The organism is Cytobacillus sp., assembly GCF_032154635.1.
Lineage (GTDB): Bacteria > Bacillota > Bacilli > Bacillales > Cytobacillaceae > Cytobacillus.
On record NZ_JALDXW010000019.1, the window covers coordinates 57,912 to 79,774 of the forward strand.

General features: G+C 38.6%; 20 protein-coding genes. 17 read left to right on the plus strand and 3 right to left on the minus strand.

Translation table 11 applies throughout. The annotated features are described in order from the left end of the window. Positions 1-42 precede the first annotated feature (42 nt). The 4 genes from safA (at position 43) to RUH74_RS14380 (ending at position 4,059) form a co-directional block, all read left to right on the plus strand. Positions 43-1,554, plus strand: a complete 1,512-nt coding sequence (gene safA, locus RUH74_RS14365; protein ID WP_313801119.1) for a SafA/ExsA family spore coat assembly protein — start codon at positions 43-45, stop codon at positions 1,552-1,554. Next, positions 1,538-2,521: a phosphotransferase gene (locus RUH74_RS14370; RefSeq protein ID WP_313801161.1), complete on the plus strand. Its 984-nt coding sequence runs from the start codon at positions 1,538-1,540 to the stop codon at positions 2,519-2,521. Before safA ends, RUH74_RS14370 begins: the two co-directional genes overlap by 17 nt. A gap of 106 nt (positions 2,522-2,627) precedes the next feature. Beyond that, on the plus strand, positions 2,628-3,338 hold the full coding sequence (locus RUH74_RS14375; RefSeq protein WP_313801121.1) for a YhcN/YlaJ family sporulation lipoprotein: 711 nt from the start codon (positions 2,628-2,630) through the stop codon (positions 3,336-3,338). 151 nt (positions 3,339-3,489) lie between these two features. Further along, positions 3,490-4,059 carry a BofC C-terminal domain-containing protein gene (locus RUH74_RS14380; protein WP_313801123.1) on the plus strand — a complete coding sequence of 190 codons (570 nt, stop codon included), beginning with the start codon at positions 3,490-3,492 and terminating at the stop codon, positions 4,057-4,059. Positions 4,060-4,132: 73 nt separating this feature from the next. On the opposite strand, the gene RUH74_RS14385 is transcribed toward RUH74_RS14380, so the two are convergent. Next, positions 4,133-4,648 (minus strand): endonuclease, encoded by a 516-nt coding sequence (locus tag RUH74_RS14385; protein ID WP_313801125.1) that lies wholly within the window; start codon positions 4,646-4,648, stop codon positions 4,133-4,135. 139 nt (positions 4,649-4,787) lie between these two features. Between RUH74_RS14385 and ruvA the strand changes: the two genes are divergently transcribed. The 5 genes from ruvA to yajC all read left to right on the plus strand — a co-directional run bounded on the left by ruvA (position 4,788) and on the right by yajC (position 9,028). Beyond that, positions 4,788-5,399, plus strand: coding sequence for a Holliday junction branch migration protein RuvA (gene ruvA, locus RUH74_RS14390; RefSeq protein ID WP_313801162.1), 612 nt, complete (start codon positions 4,788-4,790; stop codon positions 5,397-5,399). A 33-nt stretch (positions 5,400-5,432) separates the two neighbouring features. Further along, complete coding sequence (gene ruvB / locus RUH74_RS14395; protein WP_313801127.1) at positions 5,433-6,440, plus strand: Holliday junction branch migration DNA helicase RuvB; 1,008 nt, start codon at positions 5,433-5,435, stop codon at positions 6,438-6,440. A gap of 15 nt (positions 6,441-6,455) precedes the next feature. Next, a complete protein-coding gene (gene queA / locus RUH74_RS14400) occupies positions 6,456-7,484 on the plus strand; it encodes a tRNA preQ1(34) S-adenosylmethionine ribosyltransferase-isomerase QueA (RefSeq protein ID WP_313801129.1) in 1,029 nt (342 codons plus the stop codon). Between the two features lie 35 nt (positions 7,485-7,519). After that, positions 7,520-8,659 (plus strand): tRNA guanosine(34) transglycosylase Tgt, encoded by a 1,140-nt coding sequence (gene tgt / locus RUH74_RS14405; protein WP_313801131.1) that lies wholly within the window; start codon positions 7,520-7,522, stop codon positions 8,657-8,659. A gap of 78 nt (positions 8,660-8,737) precedes the next feature. Continuing rightward, positions 8,738-9,028, plus strand: coding sequence for a preprotein translocase subunit YajC (yajC, locus tag RUH74_RS14410; protein ID WP_313801133.1), 291 nt, complete (start codon positions 8,738-8,740; stop codon positions 9,026-9,028). Between the two features lie 125 nt (positions 9,029-9,153). Here yajC and RUH74_RS14415 read toward each other — a convergent pair whose 3' ends face one another. Further along, positions 9,154-9,546, minus strand: coding sequence for a TIGR04086 family membrane protein (locus RUH74_RS14415; protein WP_313801164.1), 393 nt, complete (start codon positions 9,544-9,546; stop codon positions 9,154-9,156). Between the two features lie 197 nt (positions 9,547-9,743). Here RUH74_RS14415 and RUH74_RS14420 point away from each other — a divergent pair, with 197 nt between their 5' ends. Then, positions 9,744-10,394 (plus strand): DUF421 domain-containing protein, encoded by a 651-nt coding sequence (locus RUH74_RS14420; protein WP_313801135.1) that lies wholly within the window; start codon positions 9,744-9,746, stop codon positions 10,392-10,394. Between the two features lie 41 nt (positions 10,395-10,435). Here the strand turns inward: RUH74_RS14420 and spoVB are convergent, their stop codons facing one another. Then, entirely contained in the window at positions 10,436-11,998 is a 1,563-nt protein-coding gene (spoVB, locus tag RUH74_RS14425; RefSeq protein ID WP_313801137.1) for a stage V sporulation protein B, read from the minus strand. Between the two features lie 165 nt (positions 11,999-12,163). On the opposite strand from spoVB, the gene RUH74_RS14430 reads away from it, so the two are divergent. The 7 genes from RUH74_RS14430 (at position 12,164) to dtd (ending at position 21,852) form a co-directional block, all read left to right on the plus strand. Further along, on the plus strand, positions 12,164-12,460 hold the full coding sequence (locus RUH74_RS14430) for a post-transcriptional regulator (RefSeq protein WP_313801138.1): 297 nt from the start codon (positions 12,164-12,166) through the stop codon (positions 12,458-12,460). A gap of 218 nt (positions 12,461-12,678) precedes the next feature. Continuing rightward, on the plus strand, positions 12,679-14,943 hold the full coding sequence (gene secDF / locus RUH74_RS14435; protein WP_313801140.1) for a protein translocase subunit SecDF: 2,265 nt from the start codon (positions 12,679-12,681) through the stop codon (positions 14,941-14,943). A 121-nt stretch (positions 14,944-15,064) separates the two neighbouring features. Further along, positions 15,065-15,973, plus strand: a complete 909-nt coding sequence (locus RUH74_RS14440) for a cation diffusion facilitator family transporter (protein WP_313801142.1) — start codon at positions 15,065-15,067, stop codon at positions 15,971-15,973. 121 nt (positions 15,974-16,094) lie between these two features. Beyond that, complete coding sequence (gene recJ / locus RUH74_RS14445) at positions 16,095-18,461, plus strand: single-stranded-DNA-specific exonuclease RecJ (RefSeq protein WP_313801144.1); 2,367 nt, start codon at positions 16,095-16,097, stop codon at positions 18,459-18,461. Continuing rightward, a complete protein-coding gene (locus tag RUH74_RS14450; RefSeq protein WP_313801146.1) occupies positions 18,452-18,964 on the plus strand; it encodes an adenine phosphoribosyltransferase in 513 nt (170 codons plus the stop codon). Before recJ ends, RUH74_RS14450 begins: the two co-directional genes overlap by 10 nt. 233 nt (positions 18,965-19,197) lie before the next feature. Beyond that, positions 19,198-21,399, plus strand: a complete 2,202-nt coding sequence (locus RUH74_RS14455; RefSeq protein WP_313801148.1) for a RelA/SpoT family protein — start codon at positions 19,198-19,200, stop codon at positions 21,397-21,399. Positions 21,400-21,411: 12 nt separating this feature from the next. Further along, positions 21,412-21,852, plus strand: a complete 441-nt coding sequence (dtd, locus tag RUH74_RS14460) for a D-aminoacyl-tRNA deacylase (protein ID WP_313801150.1) — start codon at positions 21,412-21,414, stop codon at positions 21,850-21,852. The last annotated feature ends 11 nt before the right edge of the window (positions 21,853-21,863 follow it).

The following is a 21,863-nucleotide window of genomic DNA, read 5'->3' on the forward strand; positions in this document are numbered from 1 at the left end:
GTCATACACTATATGGACTTATGACTAGTAGGAGGGATCAGTGTGAAGATCCATATCGTACAAAAAGGGGATACTCTTTGGAAGATCGCCAAAAAGTACGGCGTGAATTTTGAAGAGCTAAAAAAGATGAATACACAGCTCAGCAACCCTGATATGATTATGCCCGGTATGAAAATAAAAGTTCCTGGAGCAGGAGGCAACGTGAAGAAGGAAGCTCCTAGTGGAGGCATGCCGGAAGCAAAAATTAAAATGGGTGCTAAAAAAGAAATGCCAAAAGCAGAACACCCTTTTGCAAAAGAGAAACCGAAGACCATGCCTGTAGTAGAAGCGCCTAAGGAAGTGCCCGTCACTCCTGCACCACCAAAAAAGGAAGTGCCGAAAGTAACAGCACCACAAGTTGAAATACCGAAGGAAGTTCCCAAAAAACCATTTATTCCGAAAATGCCAAAACCAATTATGCCGGAAATCGATATAAATAATTACTACATGATGAATATGGCCAATTTATCTGTTCAGCAGCCGGCACCACAATTGCCGCCAAAACCAGTCAATATACTCCCAGAAGTAAAGCCAATAGAAACGAAACAAAAACCAATAGAAAGCAAACCGATAAAACCAGTAATGCCAATTGCTGAAAAAAAGCCAAAGCCAAAAGAGATTGAAAGCGAATTATTTGCTGAAACACAACAAGGAGGTTATGAACAGCCTATGTATCCATATTATCCAAATCATCCAAATCAATTATATCCTGTTTCTCCAGTCATGCCAGGATCAGGTTTTCAAGGGGGGTATCCTCAGCAAATGGGCTATCCGCAAGTTCAAGGTGCAGCGATGCCAATGCATCAAATGCCGCATCAAATGCCTCACCAAAATTATGGTTTAGCAGGAGTAGAAAGCCCTGGTTATTACGAGGAATCTTCCCCATTCATGCCGATGCATCAAATGCCGCATATGAATATGCCATCTCAAGCACAGAATCCTGCACCTGTTATGGGTGCTGAGGATGTAGGACAACACCAATTACCGCTTCAGCCAACATATACAGCTCCAGTCATGCAGTCAAACTATGGCTATCCATGCCCGCCAAATCCGTGTCCACCATACCCTGCTCATTTAATCCCAGTGTCTCCGGTCATGCCTGGATCTGGCTTTTGTGGCCCCGTTCCATACGGTCAAATGCCAATTGGATATCCACAAATGACACCACAGGTGCAAGGTGTAATGGAGGAAACGCCTAATATGGCACAAATGCCATTAATGCCAACACAAAGCCAAATGCCATTAATGCCTTCACAGAGCCAAATGCCACTAATGCCAACTGAAAATGTGAAAGGAGCGGAAATAGATTGTGGATGTGGCGGAGGTGCGCCGCAAATGGCTCCTTATGGATATGGTCAAGGATTTCCTGGTGTACCGCCGTATGGGGCTCCATACGGACAGCAAATGGGATATGCACAACCATTCCCTATGAACCCTTATGGGTATGAACCAATGGGCGGGCAAGCGTTTGGAATGCCACGAAACTTTGATGAGAGCAGTGAATTTGACGTTTAAAGGTGAAGGAGACGATTTATTTCAAAATCGTCTCTTCTCCTATTTACAGGAACAACTAAATGTGCATATTAAGGAAATTTCACAAATTAGAAAGCAAGTTTATAAAGTAAAGGGAGAAGGACTAGAATTTATCTTAAAAGGTTTTTCTTCTTATCATCAATTCGTTTTACAGAAGGATGTTTTAACATCGTTAAAACAGGTGGGCTTTCAAAAAACCTATTCATTTTATCCATTAGAGAAAAATCCTCCTCTATTATTTGAACAAACGTATTATGGTTGCCTTGAATGGATTGAGACGTCTAAAAATGAATTTACCTTTTTCAAGCGACATGATCGTTTAAAAGGCTTGAAGCTTCTCGCGCATTTTCATGATGTGAATAAAAAATTAGTTGAACAATATATGGGGAAGATTACAAGCTTTAATCAGTTGGGAAAATGGCAAGAAAGAACCGTTTCTTTTTTGAACAATCTCCCGGTTATCCGTTATTTTGTCCAGAAAGAAATAATTGATGAAATTCTTGCTTGGGCCGATTGGTCTTTGAAAGGAGTCGAAAAAGAATTAGGTGTATTTGAAAATGGCGAGAAGGTTATTCTACATGGAGATGTAGCTCACCATAATTTTTTACGAGCGAAGAATAAAGACATCTATTTAATCGACTTTGATTTAATAAGTATTGGTACCCCACGTTCTGACTACCTGCAATATGCCAATCGCATTCTCCCATTTATCCATTGGTCATTCCAAGATTTAACTAATTATAAGGAAATCGCAGCCTATTTATATGAAAAAGGATTTATTTACGCCCTTGCGTTTCCTACGGATATTTTCAGGGAGTGGAATCGCGCAATCCGAGCACAAACTTACTTACAGCCGTCAAAAATCCAGCCATTATTAGAAATGACTATTGGACAATTTCATCAAAGATACAATTTTATTAATGAACTGAAACGGTTTCTTTCATTGTAAATGGGAACTTGCTGGTAATCATTTTAAGAATGAATATCCTCCTTTTTTGGCAACCTACTGATGAGCATCATGCTCACTGGTTTGATTAGCGAAGGAGGGTTTTCGCTTGGATAAGAAACTAATTGCTCTTCCATTTTCAATGCTTATGTTATTAGGGGCAGCAGGTTGTGGCACAAATGATGAATCAGCTGGTCAGCAGCGTTCTACTGATCGTGCTCAGCCAATCGGCTATTATTCAAATGAAAATCATCAGGATAAGGGCGGAAATGTTCAATTTCTTGATGGGGCCGATAATGATGGCGCACTAACAGAAATGATGGACCACACACTTGGTGAGGAAGGCCAATATGGAAGAAACAATCTCCAAAATAGGCGTGCCAAAAATCAATCTCCCCAAAGAGTAAGTGATAACGGAGAACCCTATCTCTTTAGCCGTGACGATATCAATTTCCATGGTCATTTAGGCTTTAATAAGAGAGCGAGTAACTCCTATTATGAGGCATATAATGGGGGGATGGTAGAAAGAATAAACCAGGCAGCAGCAGCTGTAAACAATGTAAATGATGTTCAATCAGTCGTGAATGGGGATTATGTCATTATCGCAGCGGATATTAACAATGCGGCTCGTAAAGAAGCAACAATAGCCAATATACAGCAAGCTGTTCAGCCATATTTAAACGGAAAAACAAGTAAAGTTGTTACTGATAAAAGCACATTCAACCGCCTTAAAGTAATTGATAATGATTTGCGCGATGGCGGTCCAAGAGACCAGCTTTATTTGGATGTTAAAAATTTATTCCGAAACATGACTGATTAGTAAAAAAAGGCAGGACATATGTGTCCTGTCTTTTTATGTATACAGAAAAAAATTAATATGTAAAATTTATCCGGATAAGCCTGTAAAAATGGGTCACACTATATACTGATAGTAAACATAGATGTCCCATTTATTTAAGAGGTGACCGAACATGAGAACAAATTGGTGGGCTTTTTGCCTCCTTTGTTTATCTGGCTTTTTATTTATTTTTTTTCAGAATAGTCCTCTATACAAAATGAACGCAGAAAAAATAGTATATGCCAATAATGAGGCAACGAATCCGACTCAGAAAAATGTCATACTGGAAAGAGTGTATGTAGACGGTGAGGTTAGTCAAGAAACAGTTAAAGAAACGGTTGGGGAAATGGAAGACTTTTGGGCTAAATATAGTGGTTGGCAGCTTATCTATATGGATGATAAAAAAATTATATTTCGCATGCAGGTTGATGATATTTCCCCTTTGTTGAAAGCAAATGGGTATTTTGGGATTACAGAAGAAGGGGTACTGACAATTTTTAATGGCAGACCTCAGAAAACAAATATTATTCAATCCTTTTTCCAAATTGATTTAGGAAAGCTGGAAAGCAAGAAATGTGAGGAGTTAAAAAAGGGAATTCCCATTAAGACGAAAGAAAACTTTGTTGAAGTGCTAGAAACGTTTAAAACCTATTCAAAAGGAGATAAAGTGAATCTTCAATCAGCGAAGGCATATGGCATGTAAATCTGCGATAACTCAGTTAAATAAGATCAAAGCTCCAGCGACCTTTCTTAATATGTGCTGGAGCTTTTGACTATTATTTTTCAATGCCAGTGATTATATATTGTCCATCCTTTAATTTTAAATGGTAAGTAACATTTTCTGCTGTAGTGACAGTCGCTTCATTTTCGTCTCCTTCAATCGTTACACTTTCTTGATTTGTATCAAGGAAGGATGAGGTGAAGTAGGATTCAGCATTTATGATCATTTGTTCTTCATCAGTTTTTTCTTCCGTTGCATAATGTGAATAAATATCCTTGGCTAATTCCTCACTATAATATTTGGAGAGAAAGTCTACTGCCTTTTTTTTATCTGCAAAATTAGCATTAATTATAGGTGTTGTTTCGTCTGCTGCAACTTCTTTATGGAATACTTCGTTTGCCTTTAATTCTGCGATTCTTACTGAATTATATATTTTTGATTTAATAGAATCAGTGAGTTCAGCAGTCTTTTTCTCTGCAGATTTTTTAGCTGGTTCTTCCGTGGAAGAGGAACATCCTGCAGCTGTAAGTAAGAGAGAGAAAATTGCGAATAAGGTTAATAGTTTCTTCATTTGAATGACCTCCTATGATGTTTTGGAAACATTTTCAATTATAATAATCCTTATTCTTCTTTTGCAACCTTTTTTTCTACGAACCTAATTTAAAGTATGGTACAATGAGGTACGTAAAAATCTCGGGGGAGCGAGTATGTTGTTTGAATTTATAAAAGGCCGGGTCGACTATATTGGACCGGAATTTGTTGTAATTGAAAATAATGGGATAGGTTTTCAAATTTCTACACCGAATCCATTTAGCTTTAAAAACGAATATGGGAAGGAAGTAAAGGTATTTACATACCACCATGTTAGGCAAGATTTCATGGCCCTATATGGCTTTCATTCTCGCGAGGAAAAAACGTTATTTATAAAGCTATTAGATGTAACAGGAATTGGGCCAAAGGGAGCATTAGCTATTCTTGCTTCTGGAGAACCAGAGCAAGTGGTCCAAGCGATTGAGAATGAGGATGAAGCATTCCTTGTTAAATTTCCAGGAGTAGGAAAGAAAACAGCAAGACAAATTATCTTAGATTTGAAAGGAAAGCTGCAAAACATTGTGCCAGATTTCTTTCCTGACCTTTTTTCAGTTGATAAAATACAGCCCGTGCAAGATGGCTATTCATCAGAGTTTGAGGAAGCAATGCTTGCATTGCAGGCTCTTGGTTATTCGGAAAAGGAAATTAAAAAGATTTCACCTGAGCTAAAGAAGGAACAGCTCACTACAGATCAATACATAAAAAAGGCGCTGCAGCGACTATTAAAATAATATAAATTGTTTGAATAAAAGGCGTGATAATAAATGGAAGAGCGGATTATTTCTGGCGAAGCAGATATTCAGGAGCTGTCCTTTGAGCAGAACTTGCGGCCGCAGAATTTAAAACAGTACATTGGTCAGGATAAAGTGAAGGAAAATCTAGAAATTTTCATTCAAGCTGCTAAACTTCGTCAGGAAACACTCGACCATGTATTGCTGTACGGTCCACCCGGTCTTGGAAAGACGACACTTGCTGCAATTATCGCAAACGAAATGGGCGTAAATATACGGACTACTTCTGGGCCTGCCATTGAAAGACCGGGTGATTTAGCAGCTATTCTTACTGCGCTGGAACCAGGAGATGTCCTATTTATTGATGAAATTCATAGGCTTCCACGAACAATTGAAGAAGTTCTATACCCTGCAATGGAGGACTTTTGTCTTGATATTGTCATTGGAAAAGGTCCAAGTGCCAGGTCTGTACGACTTGATCTCCCTCCATTTACATTAGTCGGAGCGACAACAAGGGCGGGTTCTTTGTCTGCCCCATTAAGAGATCGGTTTGGTGTACTTAGCAGGCTGGAATATTATAATGAAACACAATTAACGGATATTGTTATTAGAACGGCAGATGTTTTAGAAACGGAGATAGATGAGCTTGCCGCTGTGGAAATAGCGAGAAGGTCTAGGGGAACCCCGAGGATTGCCAATCGCCTCTTAAGAAGAGTAAGAGACTTTGCTCAGGTTAAAGGCAATGGAGTCGTTGATGAACAGCTTGCGAAAGAAGCGTTAGAGCTTTTGCAGGTAGACCGTTTAGGGCTGGATCATATTGACCATAAATTATTAAGAGGAATCATTGAGAAATTCCGCGGTGGACCAGTTGGTCTTGAAACGATTGCAGCAACAATTGGTGAAGAAGCACATACAATTGAAGATGTTTACGAACCATATTTATTACAGATTGGTTTTCTTCAGCGTACGCCAAGAGGCAGGATTGTAACAGACTTAGTGTACCGCCATTTCCAAATGGAGGTACCGAAAACAGAATATTAATAAAGTTGGTGCATCATGAAAGTAGATTTATTTGATTTCTATTTACCAGAAGAATTAATTGCCCAGACTCCTCTTGTCGAGAGGACGAGCAGCAGATTAATGGTTTTGGATAAGAAAAAAGGAACAACCCAGCATACTGTTTTTAAACATATTAAAGAACACTTGCGAGCAGGGGACTGTCTTGTATTAAATGATACTAGAGTCCTTCCCGCCAGGCTTTTTGGGGAAAAAGAAGGAACAGGTGCAAAAATAGAAGTTCTTCTATTAAAGCAGTTGGAAGGCGATTCGTGGGAAACGCTCATTAAACCAGCTAAACGCGTAAAAGAAGGCGCGAAAATTGTATTTGGTGATGGAAAATTAAGTGCGGTATGTACGCAGACTGCTGAGCATGGGGGAAGAGTGCTTGATTTCCAATATGATGGGATATTCTATGAGGTTCTTGAGCAATTAGGGGAAATGCCGCTTCCGCCATATATTAAAGAGCAGCTGGATGATCAAGAACGTTATCAAACCGTTTTTGCCCGTGAGCGCGGCTCTGCTGCCGCTCCGACCGCAGGCCTTCATTTTACAGAACAACTGCTGGAGGAAATTAAAGAGTTAGGCGTTCATATTGCATTCATTACTCTTCATGTTGGTCTAGGAACATTTCGACCAGTGAGTGTTGATGATTTAAGTGAGCATGAAATGCACGCTGAATTTTATCAAATGACAGAGGGGACAGCGAGGCTATTAAATGAAGTACGTTCGGAAGGCGGAAGAATTATTTCTGTTGGAACAACTTCTACAAGAACGCTGGAAACGATCGCTTCTGCCAATAATGGCCGCTTTGAAGAGGCAAGTGGATGGACCGATATTTTTATTTATCCAGGCTATGAATTCAAGGCTATTGATGGGATGATAACAAACTTCCATCTGCCGAAATCAACGCTTATTATGCTTGTCAGTGCATTAGCGGGCAGAGAAAATGTCTTGAACGCTTATCGTGAAGCGGTAGAAGAGAAATATCGATTCTTTAGCTTTGGAGATGCGATGCTTATAATTTAAGAGTAAACTGACATGTTGGAAGGAGAACAAATCAATTGACAGCCATTCGTTACGAATTAATTAAAACATGTAAACAAACAGGTGCAAGACTTGGCCGTGTTCATACGCCCCATGGGTCTTTTGAAACCCCGGTATTTATGCCGGTTGGAACGCTTGCTACTGTAAAAACTATGTCCCCAGAAGAGCTTGTAGATATGGGTGCTGGCATTATTTTAAGCAACACATATCATCTATGGCTTCGTCCTGGACAAGAGATCGTAGAGGAAGCAGGCGGTCTGCATAAATTTATGAATTGGGATCGTGCGATTTTAACTGATTCCGGCGGGTTTCAAGTGTTTAGCCTAAGTGAATTCCGTAAAATAGAGGAAGAGGGCGTCCATTTCCGCAATCATTTAAATGGGGACAAGCTGTTTTTGTCACCTGAGAAAGCGATGGATATTCAAAACTCGCTTGGCTCAGATATCATGATGGCATTTGATGAATGTCCGCCGTATCCAGCAACCTATGAATATATGCAGAAATCAGTTGAAAGAACTTCTCGCTGGGCTGAGCGCTGTTTAAAAGCGCACAAACGTCCGAATGACCAAGGACTATTCGGCATTGTCCAAGGCGGGGAGTACGAAGAATTGCGCAAACAAAGTGCAAAGGATTTGGTTTCACTTGATTTCCCAGGATATGCTGTGGGAGGGTTATCAGTAGGAGAGCCAAAGGATATAATGAACAGGGTGCTTGAGTTTACAACACCTTTGCTGCCTTCGAACAAACCAAGATATTTAATGGGAGTAGGTTCTCCAGATTCCTTAATTGATGGAGCGATTCGTGGGATTGATATGTTTGATTGTGTGCTTCCGACGAGAATTGCCCGCAATGGAACTCTAATGACGAGTGAAGGCCGCTTAGTTGTTAAAAATGCAAAGTTTGCAAGAGATTTTGGGCCGATTGATGAACATTGTGATTGTTATACTTGCCGCAATTACAGCCGTGCATATATTCGCCACTTAATTCGCTGTGATGAGACATTCGGAATAAGACTTACAACTTACCATAATCTCTATTTTCTGTTAAAATTAATGGAACAGGTCAGACAAGCGATCAGAGAGGATCGTCTGGGGGACTTTAGAGAAGAATTTTTCGAAAGATATGGGTTTAATAAGCCAAATGCGAAAAACTTCTAAACAAGATGGATGTTCAAAAATAGGATCATACCCTAGAGTTTTGAACATTCGTTACATGGTGAAAGGGGTGAAAATAATATGGAAATGATTAGTACAATAGGACCATTATTGTTAATGTTTGTTTTATTTTACTTTTTGCTAATTCGTCCGCAGCAGAAGCGCCAAAAGGCAGTTCAGCAAATGCAGAACGATTTGAAAAAAGGAGATAAAATCGTAACAATTGGAGGACTCCACGGTTTTGTCGATGCCATCGATGAAGGGAAAGTTGTCATCAAGTGTGGAGATGGAAGCCGTCTTACATACGACCGTGCAGCTATTCGCGAAGTAACAGAATCAGCTGCTGGCGGAGATATGCTAGCAAAATCTTAATAGTAAAAGAAGCGGAATCTTAGGGTTCCGCTTCTTTTTTATAAGGTAGGATACTAACCTAAAGGGATAGGCGACTATTTATCCCCTCCGATTTAAACTGGATGATCAAGATGCTTATGCTTTTCTTATGCGGTTCTTGACTTATTATTAGACATATTCACACCTAAGATTCCGCCCATCATCGCTGTAAGGATATAACATATATGATAGATGATCTGCTGCAGATTAAATAAGCTATCTTGGCCTAAATACTGAAAGAGAAAAATAATGAGGGAATAGATTAAGCCGGTTAACCCTCCAACCATCCACCCCTTCTGTTTGCCCTTTCCCCCAGAGATGAACCCCCCGATGAAAAGTGAAACAAAGGATATCGCCGTTACAACGAACTGTAAGGAAGATTCCTGAAGAGATGTAAAAGTTAATAACAAAGAAATGATTAAGCTGCTAATAATAGCAAGTACAAAAACTGCAATTAAGCCGAAAAGAATTCCACCGCCGACATTTTTTGAATCTTCTATTTTGCTCCTCTCCCTTCTAAACTTAAAGGATCAATCAGTACAGCCGTCCAGGCCGCCTGATTCCTTAGTACAAGCATATTCACATAAAGAAAAAATAGAATATAAAACTTATCACTAGATGAGGCAACTAAAGTTGAAACATAATTTCTCTTCCTTTGTTCAGACTAAAAAGGGATATCTTTAAGGAGGAATGATGTATGGAGGAGTATTCCATAATTATATTAAGGACCATTTTTTTGTACATCATTATCATGGTGATATTTCGAATGATGGGGAAAAAAGAACTTGGTCAGCTAAGTACCGTGGATCTAGTTGTTTCGATCATGATTGCTGAAATGGCTGTATTGGCAATTGAAAAGCCAAAGAGCCCATTGCTTACAAATATATTGCCAATGTTGATATTGATGCTCATACAAATCAGTTTTTCTCTTGCTACGCTAAAAAGTAAGCGACTCCGAGATCTTGTGGACGGGAAGCCGACAATTATTATTAATAAAGGAAAAATTGATGAAGAGGCGATGAAGAAACATCGCTATAATTTTGATGATCTCTTGCTGCAGCTTAGAGGGAAAGATATTCGTAACATAACAGATGTAGAGTTTGCCATCCTTGAAACAACAGGGGAACTATCTGTGTTAAAAAAAGAAAAGAAAAAGAAAGGAAATATGACGATTCCGCTTATTTTAGATGGGATCGTTCAGGAAGAAAATCTAGAAGTGATAAATGAAACAAATTTTTGGCTTCGGCAGCAGCTGAAAAAAAGAGGGTATAACGATTTGAGCAAAATTTCTTTTTGCAGCTTTGAAAATGGACAGTTCTATATTGATTTAAAAAATGAAAAAAGATAAAAGACACCTTCTCTAGTGAAAGGGTGTCTCAAGGATCTACACTATTTAAAAGCAAACTTTGAAAGGTATTCTCCAATCCAAGGAATTCGTTTCAATTCATCCTGTTTGATTAAACCAAGCAATAAAGAAAGAATGGAATAGCTAACAGTAATAAGTATGGAGATAAGTAAAACCTGAATGACGAGATGCATATCTTCATTTATGCTCTGTAGAACACAATAGCCAATATATCCTGATAACCCCATAACAAAAAAGGTTTTTATATAATCACGCATATAAAAAGTAAAAGGTATTTTTTTTAAAATTGTTGCGAAATGCAGCAATGTAACAAGGACAAAGCCAACGAGAATCCCCATTGCTACTCCAGTAATTCCGAATTCAGCTTGACGTGCTAATAAATAAATGACCGCTGTTTTGACAACTGCTCCAATTAAGCTATTGATCATCGCTGCTCTTGCTAAATTCAATGCTTGAAGAGCTGCCTGCAGTGGGCCTTGGAAATAATGAAATAAAAAGAAGGGCGCCATTAATTTAATAAATTGTGTGCCACTTGATGAATTATACATCACTCTCATCAATTCATCAGATAAAACGTAAATAATGACAACGGCTAATCCTCCGCTTAAAAGACAGAAGCGAAGTGCCTGCTGCAAGCGATACTCGATTAGTCGGTTATTATTCATTGAATTTGCCTCGCTAATTGCGGGGACGAGAGCAGTTGACAGAGAAAGAGTAACAAAGGAAGGCAGCATTAATAAAGGCATGGCAAAACCGGTGAGAGCCCCATATTGCTTTGTCGCGGCAATGGCAGCAACGCCAGCAATCGCAAGGCTATGCGAAACGACAATCGGTTCAAAAAACCAAGTCAAGGATCCGATCATTCTGCTGCCTGTTGTTGGTAGGGCAATACTCATTAACTCATTAAATGTCCTTTTCCCTGTTTTAACATATTTGAAAAATTGTTTTCTTACAGGAAATTTCTTTTTAAGCTTGAAGGTTGTTAATAGGTAGACTAAAGATGCTAATTCACCTATAACGGAAGCAACCATCGCTCCAGCAGCAGCATATTCAATCCCATAAGGGAGGAATGCCTTTGTTAAGGCCGCGATTAAGGTGATCCTTACGATTTGCTCAAGCATTTGAGAAACAGCTGCTGGTTTCATTTGTTGTCTGCCTTGGAAATAACCGCGAATGACAGATGAAATGGCGATAATTGGCACAATAGGTGCAATGACAAGCAATGGAAGTTTTGTTCGCGGGTCTGTGAACAATGTTTCAGATAGAATGGGAGCAAGCAAGATTAGAGCAGGTGTAAAAAGGACTGATAGTGAAATGGTGATAGCAAGTGATACGACTAAAATTTTCTTTACCTTTGCTGAATCCCCTTGTGCCTCTGCTTCTGCTACATTTTTAGAAATAGCAACAGGCAGTCCTAGCTGTGTAATCGTAACGACAAGCATTAATGTAGGAAAGGCCATCATATACAGCCCGACGCCTTCCTCCCCAATGAATCGTGCAATAACAATTCTGTTTATAAATCCAAGCACCCTTGTGACAAGTCCGGCTGCCAGTAGGATCATTGTGCCTTTTAAAAACTTAGACATTGCTTTCCCTGCCTTCTCAAAATAGGTGTTATCATATACAATTAACTATATGCAAGAACAAGGACAAAGCATGACAAGCATTCAATAATTTTTCAGTGTAATCATTTTTTGAGTGGATTGGGTGAAAGAATATTTTTAGAACAGTGAATAAAAGGAGGGTCAATAGTGCGGACAAACCATAGATTTGATTCTTTTCGATATCAGGTTCAGCCAGCAATTGCAAGTAAGTTGGAGGAATTTTCTTTATTAGGGTACGGTGATGTGAAAGAGCAGGAGCTTTGGGATTATTTAACGACGAAGAAATGGCGCAAGTCTGCTGAAGACAAACGAATTGCTGAAATTGTTGATGATATCCTCTCTGTTAAAGTGGGGGATTACTTTAATTTTGCAACGATTGAGGCTTTTAAAGGGGCGGAGTTTGCATTTGATGATGAAGATGAGCTTCGGGAGCTTTTGAAATAGAAAAGATATTCGTATGATAAACTTGCTAAAGAACACTTCTATCAACTGACATCTCCGATAATTGACAGCTTTTATAAACTGTTTCATAATAAAAATATTGATATTCCCGGTCGACTTATACATTTTTATGTTGTATGCTGTCAATGCGTCAACATAGATGGCATTACCGGTTTACGCTAAGGAGCCTTTAGGCTTGATTTAAGGAGGACAATTACATAATGGTAAAGCGCGGTCGCATTGTTGCCTTCTTCCTGATTGTTATATTAGTAGGGAGCTTGATTGGAGCAACAACTAATGGCATTACAAAAAATATAAAACTTGGGCTAGATCTTCAAGGCGGTTTTGAAGTTCTTTATAAAGTATCTTCCCTTGATGGTAAAAAGGTCGATAAAGCTGCCTTAGCCAGTACAGCCAAAGCATTGGACAAGCGGATTAATGTGCTAGGGGTTAGTGAACCTAGCATTCAAATTGAAGGGGAAGACAGAATTCGTGTTCAGCTGGCGGGAGTTACGGATCAAAATAAAGCCCGTGAAATTTTATCCACAGAAGCTAATCTATCTTTTCGAGATGTAAATGATGTGAAAATGATGGATGGTTCCGATCTTGCAGAAGGCGGTGCAAAACAGACCTTTGATGAGAATGGAAACCCTAGTGTTTCGTTAAAACTTAAGAGTGCTAGTACATTTAAAGATGTAACACAAAAGATTGTGAATATGGGTGCACCAAATAATTTACTTGTTATTTGGCTTGATTTTGAAGAAGGAGACTCCTTTAAAGCAGAGTCGGCTAAGGAAGACCCAGCATATTTATCTGCTCCACGTGTAAGCCAAGTATTTAATCAGGATACCGTTTCGATTACTGGTCAATTTACAATTGATGAGGCACAAACATTAGCTGATTTATTAAATGCAGGCTCATTGCCCGTGAAATTAGATGAAGTTTATTCAACTTCGGTTGGTGCACAATTTGGTGAGCAGGCCATGGAAAAAACAGTTCTTGGTGGAATTGTTGGGATTGCGATTATCTATTTATTTATGATCTTCTACTACCGTTTTCCTGGCTTTATTGCAACAGTAACACTATCTATTTATATTTTCATTATTCTTGTTGTATTTGACTGGATGAATGCAGTATTAACACTTCCAGGCATTGCAGCACTCATACTGGGAGTCGGTATGGCTGTCGATGCCAATATCATCACCTTTGAACGAATCAGGGAAGAAATGAAGGTTGGAAGAACATTAAAATCAGCCTTTCAAGCAGGAAGCAAGAATTCATTCGCTACCATATTTGATGCGAATATTACTACAATATTAGCAGCGATTGTTTTATTCGCTTTTGGAACAAGCTCGGTAAAAGGTTTTGCTACTATGCTAATTTTGAGTATTGTAGTTAGCTTCTTAACGGCAGTCTACTTATCAAGATTACTACTTGGATTATGGGTTAACAGCAATATTTTCAACAAAAAACCAGGCTGGTTCGGTGTGAGAAAAGGTGATATTAAAAATATTGCTGAAAATTATGAAGCACAGGACCTGCCAACGAGATTTGATAACATTGATTTTGTTAAACATCGTAAAAAGTTCTTTATTTTTTCTGGTGTGTTGATGACGATAGGAATTATTATGTTAGTTGTCTTCCGCTTAAATCTGGGCATTGATTTCTCTAGCGGCTCTCGAATTGAACTGGATGCGAATCAATCCTTAACAAAGGAAGAATTTCAAGCTGAGCTTACGAAACTAGATATAAAAACAGAGGATATTGTAATTTCCGGAGAAAATAGAGATATTGGAGTTGCGAGGGTAAAAGATGATGTACTTAGCAAGGACAAGATTGCTGAATTAAAAACTCACTTCAAGAAGAAATATGGAGAAGAGCCTAATGTAAGCACTGTATCTCCGACAGTCGGAAAAGAACTTGCAAAAAATGCAATGAAATCGTTAGTTATTGCAGCAATCGGAATTATTATTTATGTTACAATCCGATTTGAATACCGTATGGCGATTCCAGCGGTTCTTGCACTTCTGCATGATTCATTTTTCATTATTGCATTTTTCAGTATAACAAGACTAGAAGTCGATATTACCTTCATCGCTGCCATACTTACAGTTGTCGGGTATTCAATCAATGATACAATTGTTACGTATGATCGTATGCGTGAAATCATGGCGAAGAAAAAACGTTTGAAAACGGAAGAAGACATTGCTGATGTCGTAAACAAAGGGCTACGCCAAGTAATGGGACGATCGATCAACACAATTTTAACAGTTATTATTGCTGTTCTAGGATTGCTGATTTTTGGCAGTGAGTCTATCCGTAACTTCTCTATCGCATTGCTTGTTGGTACGGTTGCAGGAACTTATTCCTCTATCTTCTTAGCTTCACAAATATGGTATGAATGGAAGTGCAAGGAATTAAAGGCAAAAGGTCCAATTTCAACAGTTAAAGAAAAACGTAAGTACACAGACGAACCACAAGTATAAACGCGTAAGAATGTATACAGAGTGAAACCTCAGGAATCTCCTGAGGTTTTTTCATTTCATTAAAGGTATTATTGGAGAAAATGGGTTAAACTAATTGTATGATTAGGGGAGGAAATTTCATGTGAGTAATCAAGATCGTTTTAAAAAAGCCGAGTTTGCTGCTATGCTTGGGATCATTGTAAATATTGTTCTTGCTATTGTTAAATGGGGGATTGGAGTCTATGCTGGAAGCCGTGCATTAGTTGCAGATGCGGTTCACTCTGCTTCAGACGTAGCTGGATCATTTGCTGTTTACTTAGGTTTAAAAGCTGCAAAACAGCCGCCTGATGAAGACCACCCATATGGCCATGGAAAGGCAGAGTCCATAGCTGCCATTATTGTTGCCGTTCTTTTATTATTAGTAGGTATTGAAATGGGCAAATCATCATTTGAGGCATTCTTTAAACCGATTGAGGCACCAAAAACGATAGCTATTGCAGCAGTGATCTTATCCATTATCGTAAAAGAAATATTATTCCGCTATAAGTATAAATTGGGCCGTGAATTAAATAGTGACGCTTTAATTGTTAATGCCTATGAGCACCGTTCAGATGTCTATTCATCCATTGCTGCATTAGCGGGGATTGGCAGCGCTATTATTGGAGGGAAACTCGGGATTGAATGGCTTGAATATGCCGATCCAGTTGCTGGAATTATCGTTTCATTGATGGTAATTAGGATGGCCTGGTCTCTTGGGAAAGAAGCTATACATAATACACTTGACCATGTACTTCATGAAGAAGATACAGTAGAATTGCGACGGGCAGTTGAAGAATTTGAAGAAGTGAAGCAAATCGATGAATTACATGCAAGGGAGCATGGGCATTATGTAATTATTGATTTAAAAATATCAGTAGATCCGTATATGACGGTAGAAGAAGGTCATCGAGTAGGAAAAAAGGTAAAGAAACGGTTGCTAGAGATGGAAAATGTTCAGAATGTCTTTGTCCATATTAATCCGTTTAATGATGGAGAGCATGAAATGGAATAATAAAGATGTTGTTTTAAACAGTGTCCGATACACTGTTTTTTTTTGTCATAAATGAGATCCTTTTCTTTCATTGAAACGAAAGAATCGCTCCTGTATAATTAAACAGTTGAGGGGTGAACAGATGTTACATTCAAAAACACGATGGATTGTTCGGAAATCAAATGAAGAAAAGGAAAATCTACTTGTACAAGAATTAAATATAACGCCTCTTTTGGCTTCACTCCTTGTTAATCGTGGAATAGAAACGCCGGAAATAGCACGGCATTTTTTATTTGATCAAGACCAGGAATTTCACGATCCTTTTTTATTAACAGATATGGATGTTGCAGTATCAAGAATAAAGGAGGCAATCGAGAAGCAAGAAGCTATTTTAATATATGGTGATTATGATGCAGACGGTGTAACGAGTACTACAGTTATGATGAAAACTCTTCAAGAGCTTGGGGCGAATGTAGAATTTTACATACCAAACCGTTTTACAGAAGGGTATGGGCCAAATATACCCGCTTTTCAGCACGCAGCAGAAACCGGTATGAAACTAATCATTACTGTTGATACGGGAATAGCTGCAGTAAATGAGGCGAAGGCGGCTAAAGAGCTAGGACTTGACCTTATCATTACTGACCATCATGAACCAGGTCCGGAACTGCCAGAGGCATTGGCAATCATTCACCCTAAGCTTGAAAATAGTGACTATCCTTTTCGCGATTTAGCTGGGGTAGGTGTTGCATTTAAATTAGCACATGCACTGTATGGAAGGCTTCCTGAACATTTACTTGAAATAGCTGCAATTGGAACAATTGCAGATCTCGTCTCCCTTAAAGGAGAAAATCGATTAATTGCAAAAAGAGGAATTAGAAGGCTTCAATCTACATCAAATGCTGGATTAAAAGCATTATTAAAATTAAATAAAGTAGAAGTCAATTCAATAAATGAAGAAACAATCGGCTTCCTTATCGCTCCACGCTTGAATGCGGCAGGAAGATTGGAAAGTGCTGATCCTGCAGTTGATTTGTTGTTAACGGATGATAATCTTGTAGCTGAAGCTATTGCAGAGGAAATTGAGCAATTAAATAAGGACCGTCAAGCAATAGTTAATGAAATTACGGAGCAAGCGATTCGTGAAGTGGAAGAAAAATACCCAGTGAAAGAAAATGCTGTTCTTGTTATTGGAAGAGAAGGCTGGAATGCTGGGGTAATTGGCATTGTCGCATCAAAGCTCGTAGATAAATTCTATCGGCCTGCCATTGTTCTAAGCTATGATATAGAAAAGGGACTCGCAAAAGGGTCTGCTAGGAGTATAGCAGGCTTTGATCTCTTTAAAAATTTATCAGATTGCAGAGAAATATTGCCACATTTTGGCGGGCATCCGATGGCTGCGGGGATGACATTGAAACTAGATGATGTGGATGATCTTCGGAGTAGACTTAACACGGCAGCGAAAGAGCAATTATCAGAGGAGGATTTTATCCCTGTAACCCACATCGATGGGGAAATCGCATTACATGACATTCATTTGTCTTCTTTAGAAGAACTGCAAAAACTTTCACCATATGGAATGGATAATCCGAAACCAAAAATATTGATTAAGAATGCCAATATATCTGCCATGAGAAAGATCGGCTCAGATCAAAATCATTTAAAGATGACGATTGAAAATGATGGACACACATTAGATGGGGTTGGTTTTGGTCTTGGTTCATTATTTGAACAGATTTCTCCTAGTTCACAAATATCGGTTATCGGGGAACTATCGATAAATGAATGGAATAATATACGTAAACCGCAAATGTTTCTCCAAGATCTAGCTATTGATGCATGGCAGCTTTTTGATATTAGAGGAGTAAAGCGTCTTGAAAGTTTAGTCGAGATTATTCCAAAGGATCAATCGAAATGGATTGTATTTAATCAAGATCATCTGAGTAAATTTCAAAGGTATACGAATGATCATTTAATAACAGTAAGTTCAGTGGAGGAAGCCTCTGCACTCAACATAGAGAAGGAAAATGTGATTTTGATAGATCTTCCCTCCTCCAAAGAAATATTGGCTACATTATTTATTGGAAAAAGACCAGCTAGAGTATATGCCCATTTCTATAATGAAAATGATGCATATTTTAGTACGATTCCAACAAGAGATCATTTTAAATGGTTCTATGCCTTATTAGTAAAAAAGGGACCTTTTGATCTTAGAAAGTATGAAGATGACATTGCTAAATTCAAAGGCTGGAGCAGACAAACAATTGACTTCATGTCAAAGGTGTTTTTTGAACTCGGTTTTGTTAAAATAGAAAATGGATTCATTTCTGTTAATAAAGCTACTGAAAAACGTGATTTGTCAGATTCATTAACATATCAGAAAGTGCTGGCACAGTATACACTTGAAAGGGATTTAGTGTATTCTTCCTATCAGCAATTAAAAGGATGGTTTGACGAAGTGATCCAAGGTTTACCTGAAATTGAGGAGGAAATGAAAGCATGGACTTAAAACAATATATTACAATCGTCCAAGATTGGCCCAAACCTGGTATTCAATTCAAAGATATAACAACATTAATGGATAATGGGGATGCATATCGCTATGCTACAAACCAAATTGTGGAATATGCACGTGAAAAGCAAATTGATCTTGTTGTTGGTCCTGAAGCACGCGGCTTTATAATCGGTTGTCCGGTTGCTTATTCACTTGGAGTAGGTTTTGCTCCTGTTAGAAAGGAAGGCAAGCTTCCGCGTGAAACAATTAAGGTCGATTATGGTCTTGAGTATGGGAAAGATGTTCTTACTATCCATAAGGATGCAATCAAGCCTGGACAGCGTGTTTTAATTACAGATGATTTGCTGGCAACAGGAGGAACAATTGAGGCAACAATTAAATTAGTTGAAGAACTTGGTGGAATTGTAGCTGGAATTGCTTTCCTAATTGAATTATCGTATTTAAAAGGTCGCGATAAGCTTGAAAAATATGATATACTAACTTTAATGGAATTTTAATTTTCATGAGAGCGCTAAAAAGAGCGCTCTTTTTATATTTTGATTCAATCTCAAAAAGAGAAAATAGGTTAGAAAAAAGACAATATTCGACAGATTTTTTGCTTTTCCTTTAAAAATAACCTCCTGACCCTTTACATCTTCGTTTTTTTTTTCGATAATAGTAACAATCATAATTTTTTTAATATATGTAAACGGAAATTCAGATAAAACTACTATTAGATAAAGGTGATCCCATGGCGAACGATCATGTTCTGACCGCTGAACAAGTCATCGACAGGACAAAAGTATATTTAAATGATGAGCATGCGGCACTAGTAAAGAAGGCATATGAATTTGCAAGGCATGCACATCGTGAACAATATCGAAAATCGGGTGAGCCTTATATCATCCACCCTATTCAAGTTGCAGGAATTTTAGCTGATTTGGAGATGGATCCTTCCACAGTTGCAGCCGGTTTTCTTCATGATGTTGTAGAGGATACTGATGTCACACTTGCAGATATTAAAGAAGCCTTTAATGAGGAAGTGGCGATGCTTGTAGATGGCGTTACGAAGCTAGGAAAAATTAAATATAAATCAAAGGAAGAGCAGCAGGCCGAAAACCATCGAAAAATGTTCGTAGCGATGGCACAGGATATTCGGGTCATACTGATAAAATTAGCTGATAGACTTCATAATATGCGTACACTGAAGCATCTTCCAGCTGAAAAGCAGCGCCGAATTTCGAATGAAACACTTGAAATTTTTGCTCCACTTGCCCATCGGCTAGGAATTTCAAAAATCAAATGGGAGCTTGAAGATACGGCCTTAAGGTATTTAAATCCACAGCAATACTATCGGATTGTCAACCTTATGAAAAAGAAAAGGGCAGAACGGGAGCAATATCTTGAAGATGTCATTAAAGTGATGCGCATGAGGATGGAAGATGTTGCGATTAAATCCGAGATATCAGGGCGCCCGAAGCATATTTACAGTATCTATCGGAAAATGGCTTTACAAAATAAGCAATTTAGTGAAATATACGATTTGCTTGCTGTAAGAATTGTTGTTAATAGTATTAAAGATTGCTACGCTGTGCTAGGAATCATTCATACGTGCTGGAAACCAATGCCAGGGCGATTTAAAGATTATATTGCTATGCCGAAGCAAAACATGTATCAATCTCTTCATACCACTGTTATTGGTCCAAAAGGAGATCCTCTTGAGGTGCAAATCCGTACATTTGATATGCATCGAATTGCTGAATTTGGGATTGCTGCTCACTGGGCTTATAAAGAAGGAAAAAAGGTCAATGAAGGATCACCCTCAATTGAGGACAAGCTGACATGGTTTCGTGAAATATTGGAGTTTCAGGATGATACGGTGAATGCTGAAGAATTCATGGAATCTCTGAAAATAGACCTATTCTCTGATATGGTTTTTGTATTTACACCAAAGGGTGATGTGATTGAGCTGCCTTCAGGTTCGGTCCCAATTGATTTTGCTTATCGAATTCACTCTGAAATCGGCAATAAGACGATTGGTTCAAAAGTAAATGGAAAAATGGTGACGTTGGATTATAAGCTGAAAACAGGCGATATTATAGAAATTTTAACGTCCAAGCATTCTTATGGACCAAGTAAAGACTGGCTAAAGCTTGCCCAAACCTCACAGGCCAAAAATAAAATACGACAGTTCTTTAAGAAACAAAGACGTGATGAGAATATTGAAAAGGGTAGAGAATTAGTTGAAAAAGAGATCCGAAATATGGATTTTGATTTAAAGGAAATTTTAACAAATGAAAATGTTAAAAGAGTGATAGAAAAATTTAATTTTACCAACGAAGAAGATATGTATGCGGCAGTTGGCTATAATGGCGTGACAGCTTTACAAGTTGCCAACAGACTTACAGAAAAGTGGCGTAAAAAGCGTGATATGGAGCAAACAGCTGACATTATTACGAATGCAGTTTCTGAATTAAAGTCATTTCCATCTACAAAAAAACGAGAATCGGGCGTCCGAGTTGCGGGAATCGACAATTTACTTATTCGTTTGTCTCGCTGCTGTAATCCAGTGCCTGGGGATGAAATTGTTGGTTTCATTACAAAGGGACGCGGGGTGTCTGTCCATCGGGCCGATTGCACGAATATTGTCACTGAGGATGCGAAAGCAAGATTGATTCCTGTGGAATGGGAAACGGCCTTGAATGATCGGAAAGAATATAGTGTTGAAATTGAGATTACCGGGTATGATCGACGGGGTTTATTAAATGAGGTTCTTCAGGCGGTAAATGAGACAAAAACGAATATTTCTGCAGTAACAGGCCGTTCGGATCGGAATAAATCAGCTACAATTAATATGACAATTGCCATCCATAATGTCAGCCATTTACAAAAAGTTGTCGACCGGATTAAACAAATTCCGGATGTATATGCTGTTCGCAGGATTATGAATTAAGGAGTATTTGTTATGCGTGTTGTTGTACAGCGAAGCAAGGAAGCAAGTGTAACTGTAGACGGAGAGATTGTCGGAAGCATAGCAAAGGGATTTGTATTGCTTGTCGGTGTCACACATGAAGACAAAATCGAAGATGCGCAGTTCTTAGCGGAGAAAATAGCAAATCTGCGTGTCTTTGAGGATGATGCTGGAAAAATGAATCTTTCTATTTTAGATAAAGGCGGAGAGATATTATCTGTCTCGCAATTTACTTTATACGGAGATTGCCGCAAAGGACGCAGGCCAAACTTCATGGATGCAGCAAGACCAGAGCATGCAGTTAAAATTTATGAGGCTTTAAATACTAGCCTTGAGGAAAAAGGGATAAAAGTCGCGACGGGCATGTTCGGCGCAATGATGGACGTTCAATTAATTAATGATGGACCGGTAACATTAATCGTGGAAAGTAAATAAGGATAAATAAA